General features: G+C 66.0%; 4 protein-coding genes and 1 pseudogene. All 5 read left to right on the forward strand.

Features of this window, described 5'->3' with window-relative positions; all coding sequences use genetic code 11:
- Nucleotides 1–185: pseudogene (locus AB0E14_RS39055) on the forward strand (IS5/IS1182 family transposase); the annotation flags it as partial.
- A gap of 146 nt (nucleotides 186–331) precedes the next feature.
- Nucleotides 332–2035: a hypothetical protein gene (locus tag AB0E14_RS39060; protein WP_362430124.1), complete on the forward strand. Its 1704-nt coding sequence runs from the start codon at nucleotides 332–334 to the stop codon at nucleotides 2033–2035.
- A gap of 961 nt (nucleotides 2036–2996) precedes the next feature.
- The gene (locus tag AB0E14_RS39065) at nucleotides 2997–4160 is read left to right on the forward strand and encodes an ABC transporter substrate-binding protein (RefSeq protein WP_362430127.1); all 1164 of its coding nucleotides are present in this window, start codon (nucleotides 2997–2999) and stop codon (nucleotides 4158–4160) included.
- Nucleotides 4161–4270: 110 nt separating this feature from the next.
- The gene (locus tag AB0E14_RS39070; RefSeq protein ID WP_362430130.1) at nucleotides 4271–5458 is read left to right on the forward strand and encodes a sensor histidine kinase; all 1188 of its coding nucleotides are present in this window, start codon (nucleotides 4271–4273) and stop codon (nucleotides 5456–5458) included.
- Nucleotides 5455–6117, forward strand: a complete 663-nt coding sequence (locus tag AB0E14_RS39075) for a response regulator transcription factor (protein ID WP_362430133.1) — start codon at nucleotides 5455–5457, stop codon at nucleotides 6115–6117. The genes AB0E14_RS39070 and AB0E14_RS39075 overlap by 4 nt, the downstream gene beginning before the upstream one ends.
- The last annotated feature ends 257 nt before the right edge of the window (nucleotides 6118–6374 follow it).

Below are 6374 nucleotides of genomic sequence, written 5' to 3' on the forward strand. Positions count from 1 at the left end.
GAGGTGCCCCGAACATCGAGGGCCTGGGCAAGCTCCGCTACGTCGTCGAGCCAACCTTCGCTCTCCTCCACCAGTTCAAACGCCTCGCCGTCCGCCGGGAACGTCACACCGAACTCCACGACGCTTTCGTTTCCCTCGCCTGCAGCCTCATCTGCTGGCGACGCCTCAAGAAGCATCGATCATGATCGTGTTACGAGCTCTGAACAGGTGCCGTCGGGTGATTGCGACGGCAACATCCCTACCCGGACAACTGCCCTGACGCGCAGTCGTCCTAGGCGGATTGCCCCTACGTTGTCGCCAACGTGAGGTCACGAAGAAGTGGGGATGCGAGATGGCCCGTGACAAGGACGGCCGAATTCTGAAGCGGTCACGAGCATCACAGGAGACGCTGCAGAAGCGACATAACTACCATATACTTCCGGACCCCCAGACTCAGGAGGATGTCGTTGAGATCCTTGAGCGTCTTGCCTTGGGGATTCAATTTACGCTCATTCCGAAACCGCGGAATGAGCTAGAAGAGGAGTTTTGGTCGGGCTTGAAGAGTAAGCAACTCGACCGCGTACTGAAGACGTTTCCATACCTCAAAGAAGCTTTGGATGTGTTCTTTGCGAATGAGTATTCTGACGATTTCAGTGTGCGGAAGTCGTACATCATGCAAATGGCGCGCTTCGTCTGGGACGACAGGACGGCCGGGGCAGAGCAGATGGAGAAGCTCTATCCGGGGCATCGGTTTCTTATGGCAGTGGAGGAAGACCGCAGCCGCAACGTGCCCTATTCGGGGGGCGCGGCGGCGCTTTGGTCAAAATTGACAGAGCAGGAGTCGGATGCCTTGGTGCGGTCTTCTCCTCAGGTGCACGCTTGGACCGTCGGCTTGCGGGCGTTTCAGATGTCCGGAGCTCTGGCCGATCAGGCAGCCTTGGAGAATCACGTGTTGAACTGCAATGTGAGCGACATCGTGATCCTCTCCTCCGACGCGCATATCATGAATGCTGTGAGCAAGTGGGGGAGAGACGTCGCCGCGATTGTAGGCATGTGCGTTACGGACTTGGAGGGTTTTTACGATGAATACGAGAGACTCGAGGAGGGTATCCAGAACAATCTGAGAGGAGCACACGAATTCATCGATGAATGTGTGCGGAGGATGCACGTCGAGCCTTCTGGTGAGGGTGCCGAAGAGTGGGACTACTTCGAGAAGGACAGGGCGAACGGAACCTTGGTCACGGGGGAGTTCGCCGCGTACTGGGAATCGCTGAACGGCCAGCACAATGGTGTCCTTGAGTTGTCAGACCGTGAGGTCCTGATGTCGAACTCGCCCCAGATCAAGGAGTGGGTGGAGCATAAGAAGGTGTGGGATCTCGTATTGAGAGCCTCGAATGCGTTCCAGGATAAGGAGGCGCTCCTTCGGCTCATCGCGGCGGCCACAGTTTCAGACCTCGAGCGCATGAGGGAAATTCCCGAGCTGGTGACCGCCCTGGGGGAGATGGCGATGATGCTGGAGGGGATCTATCAGTGCGAGACCGACCCTCGCATCTTCAGTGAGAATCTCGAGACGGCGGCCGAGGATAGCTTCCGCTTTTGGGCGTGGTTGCTGACGGAACCTCGCATTGCAGCGCCCGTCATCCGGCAGGACGCCAAGGACCGGAAGCCGTACAACGGCGGGTTCGGCACATTTTGGGACAAGCTTACGTACGACCAACGCTCGGCCCTGGTTGAGGTTCCCGAGACGTACTCCTGGGCCGTGGGGAAGTCGGCTTGGGCCGTGTCGAACGGCTTTGAGGACAAGAAGGCGCTATTCGAGCACCTCGCGGCGGCGCCCGTGGAGGACACGGTGCTGCTGGAGCACAATCAGGCAACACTGCTCCTGATGGGTGACGATGCCATCCATCTCATCCAATGCATCTCCGGCTGCCGGACGGACCCGGCCGCGTTCTACCGGGAGTTCCAGCACTATGACGCTGCACTCCAGGCGCGTCTTCGTACGTGCCCTGTCATCCACAACGCCATCGATGAGATGTCCAGTCTCGACATCGACTGAGGGAACCCACGGCCAACAGGCAGTTCTGTCGACGAGGAGACGGCGGCCTCGGCGACGGAGAGCGGCTGGGGCATCACCGGGCGAACTACGGCAGAAGGCCTCCTCTCGGACCGGCTCTTCCACCTGCACCCGCGAGCCGGCGACGTGGACGTTGCTGCCTCGTCACGCCTGTCGCCCAGACGGGCATCTGCCGAACTGAGTGAGCCTCTTTCATCCTGGATTCGGCGCGGTTTCTCAAGCGCTTCTGACCTGCGGCGATGCTCTTGATCTTCACTCTCGGAGCCCGAGGATGAAAGAGGTTCAGTGAGCTTCTTCAGAACGGCCACGATCGGGTGACGGCCTGATCCACGGAGGCCGAGCGCGACCGCAGATCAGAGACGGATCAACTCCACAGAGCCGTTCACCCTCTGGAGTGGCCGCTGAAGAGGTTCACTGCCCCATTGGGCACCCGCCTCTGCCCTTCCGCCTGCCCCGCAACCCGCCGCCCTCTCTCCGCCCCCTTCTACCCTCACCCCAAGGTCGACCGGGCTCCCTCTCCCCCCACACAACCGAGGGGACCAGCCGGCCGGACGCCGGTCCGTCTGCTGCAGTCCTCCAACCCGGGCGAGAGCGGATGAACACAGGGCGCTGGTGGGGGGAGCGGCGGTAGATGCGGACTTCCCCCACCCAGCCCGACGACGGCACGGACAGGGCCCCAGCGATGTCCTGAGCATGTTCTGGCTGCCGGTCATCCATCCTCTGGATCCTTCGTCTCCGGTGAGATCCGCTCATCCGAGCACGTGGCTTCCCCGCTGTGGAATTGCGAATTGCGACGCCGTTGTCCATCCGCACACCGCAGAGATTCAACCGAAGGGTTGGATCAGAGTCGACACTCGGACGACGAAATTCGCCGCCCCCTCCAGGAAGCCTTGTATCCGCCGTCGCCATGAGCGGCGGCACGCGAAGCAAGGAGGATTCTCGAATGTCCGGTAACTTCAGCAGGCGCCGTCTTCTCGCCACCAGCGCGGGACTCGCTCTCGGCGCAACCGCCGCGGTATCAGCATCCGCTGGGTCGGCGGCCGCGCAGTCCGAAGGGCGGGGCCAGGGACAGGGCGCCTCCGGCGGAAGGGTCCGTGAGGAGACGCGGTCGCTGGAGGAGCTGTACGCGGCGGCGGTCGCCGAGGGCGGCAAGCTCGTCCTCTACCAGGGCGGGGACGTGGACAGTCAGGCGGCCGGGGTGCGCAACGCTTGGGCCTCCGCGTTCCCGGATGTGGAGCTGACCGTCGTCGTGGACTACAGCAAGTACCACGACGTCCGCGTCGACCACCAGCTCGAGACCGGCACCCTCGCCGCCGATGTCGTACAGCTCCAGACCCTGCAGGACTTCACCCGCTGGAAGAAGCAGGGCCACCTGCTGAACTACAAGCCCGCCGGGTTCTCCGAGGTGTACAACGGCTTCAAGGACCCGGACGGCGCCTGGACCTCGCTGATGGTCTTCGCGTTCAGTTTCCTCTACGACGTCCAGGGCGCCGGCACCAACGCGCCCCGGACCCCGCAGGATCTGGTCGACCCGCGCTGGAGGAACGCCATCGCGTCCGCCTACCCGCACGACGACGACGCGGTCCTGTACCTCTTCTCCCTCTACCAGCGGGCCCACGGCTGGGAGTGGGTGGAGGCGTTCGCCGCCCAGCAACCGCAGTTCGCCCGCGGCACGCACACCCCGAGCGCCGCGGTGCTCGACAAGCAGAAGGTCATCGGAGTCGGCGGCTCCGGCAACCCCGCGTCCACGTCGACCGTTCTGAAGTGGGTGGCCCCGGACAGGGCTCCGTTCATGGCCTGGGGACAGCGGGCCGCGATCCTCGGGCGTGCCGCCAACCCCGCTGCTGCCAAGCTGTACATGAACTGGCAGCTGTCCGAGGCACGCCAGATGACGTCCTTCAACGGCTGGTCGGTCCGCGAGGACGTCGTCCCGAACGCCGCCCTGAAGCCGGTGTGGCAGTTCGAGAACGCACACATCGACGGCTTCCCCCGGTTCATGGAGGACCGGGCCGGGATCGAACGGCTGAAGCAGACGTTCGCCCTGTACTTCGGCGAGGTCAAGGGGGACTCGTCCGCGGGCTGGCCGGGGCTCCGCCCGGGGCGGTGACCACCGGGGGCACAGGAACGGCCAGGTCTTTTACGGTGTCCACACGGGAACGGTTCTAGGATTCTGCCCTCGCGTCGAATCCCGGCCGTCTCCCTCAGGAAGCTCCGACTGTGCCCCCCAACCCCACTGCCTTCGTCCGGCACACGCCGTCGTGGGCGCGGTGTCTGCCCCACCTGGTGTTCCTGGTGGCGGCCGTCGGCACGCTGGTACGGCTGATCGGCATGAACAGCGGGCTGTGCTGGTCCGTTGCCCTGCTCACCACGCTCCTGGGCGTCACGTACGCCATCGGGTCGGCGCGGTGGGACCGGCTCGGGACCGTCGATCGGCTCGTGTGGCTCACGGTCCTTCTGGCGCTGTGGAGCTGGGCGACCCGGGTCGTTCCCGCTCCTCTGTCCACAGGGTACGCGTGGCTCGCCGTACCCCTGGCCCTGCTCGCCCTGCGACTGCCCGGCCGCGGGGCTCGGATCGCGGCGGTCTGCGCGGTGACGGCACTGCTGGTCGCTGCGCTGGTACGGGCGGGCGGGGGCGTGGACCCGGATCTCCTGGCTCCACCGCTCGCGGCCGTCGCGGCAACCGCCGTCCTCCACCGGACGCATGAGCGACTGGCACATGAGGCGGCACGACAGCAGCGCGAGGCGGGGCGTCTGGGCGAGAGGGCCCGCATCGCCCGGGATCTGCACGACACTCTGGCCCAGGAGCTGGCTGGCACGCTCATGTTGCTCCAGGCCGCGGAACGTGACTGGGACCGGCACCCCGATGCCGCCCGGCAACGGATGAGAGCCGTCGTGACGGCCCTCGACACCCACCTCGCCGAGACGCGCACCGTCATCGCCGACCTCACCCCGTCCGAACTGGAGCGGGACGGACTGGAGACGGCGCTGCGCGACCTGTGCGCGCACACCGGGCGGACTCTGGGCCCGGACGGCGCACCGCCCATCACGTTCAGCCGCGAGCACGAACCGTACCCCCTGCCCACCGACAGGGCGCTGGCGCTTCTCCGGGTCGCCCGCGGCCTCCTGGCCAACGCCTGTGAACACGCGCAGGCTTCGCACATCCAGGTCGTCCTCGCCTACGACCCGGACGCGACGGTGCGCGTCACGGTGCGCGACGACGGGCGAGGGTTCCGTCCCTTCGCGTCCTGTGTGGTGGACGGCGTTCGCGGCCACGGCCTCGCGGGCGCCGTGGAGCGTCTCCGCCCGCTGGGTGGTGCTCTCACGGTCGACAGCGCACCGGGACGTGGCACGCGCGCCGAAGCGTCGCTGCCCGTTGCGGTACTCACCCCGGTCTGTCCGGCATGAACGCCGCCGCGGCGACGCCGGTGCGCATCATGCTGGTGGACGACCACTCCCTCGTCCGAGCCGGGCTGCGGTCCCTCCTCGGCGGTGAGTCCGGGTTCGATGTCGTGGGCGACACCGGCGACGCGGCGGACGGCATCCGCATGGCCGAGCGTCTGCGGCCGGACGTCGTACTGATGGACCTCCGGCTCTCGGACACGGCGACCGGCGACGGTGTCGACGCGGCCCGCCGCCTGCTGGCCACAGTCCCGGGCACCCGAGTCGTGATGCTCACCAGCTACGGCGGCCAGCGGGACGTTCTGCGCGCCGTGCAGGCGGGCGCCAGCGGATACGTGCTCAAGGCGGGGCCTCCCGAGGAACTGTTCCGTGCCGTACGGGCGGCGGCGTCAGGTGCCATGGGAATGGCACCGGAGGCGACCCGGCACCTGGTTGGGTCCGTGGTGGGACCTGAACCGGTTCTGAGCGTTCGCGAGGTCGAGGTCGTACGGCTCCTCGCGCGTGGGCACAGCAACCGGCGCATCGCCGCCGAACTGTTCCTCTCCGAGGCGACCGTGAAGACCCACCTGATACGGATCTACCGGAAACTGGGCACAGACAACCGCGTGTCCACGGTCGGCGAAGCGGTCCGCCTGGGCCTGGTCGACGTCGGCTCCTTGCCTTGAGGGATGCGGACGACGGTGCCGTGGGCATCGCGTCATGGTGACAGCGGCGCAGGCCATGTGGTGTCCGCGCGCCGGTTCGGCAACCCTCGTGGGTATCCCGAGTCCGGGTCACTGAGCTCTTTCAGAGTGGCCACTGATCGAGTGACCCAGGCCGAGGCAGGGTGAGGACCGCAACGCACAGGGCTCCCGCGCCGTTGAGGGAGGTGTTCGAAGTCTCAACCCATCGGCACAGGAGCCCTGTTGGTTCCCTATCCTGC

The sequence above is a fragment of the Streptomyces sp. NPDC047981 genome, assembly GCF_040653315.1.
In the GTDB taxonomy this organism is placed as follows: domain Bacteria; phylum Actinomycetota; class Actinomycetes; order Streptomycetales; family Streptomycetaceae; genus Streptomyces.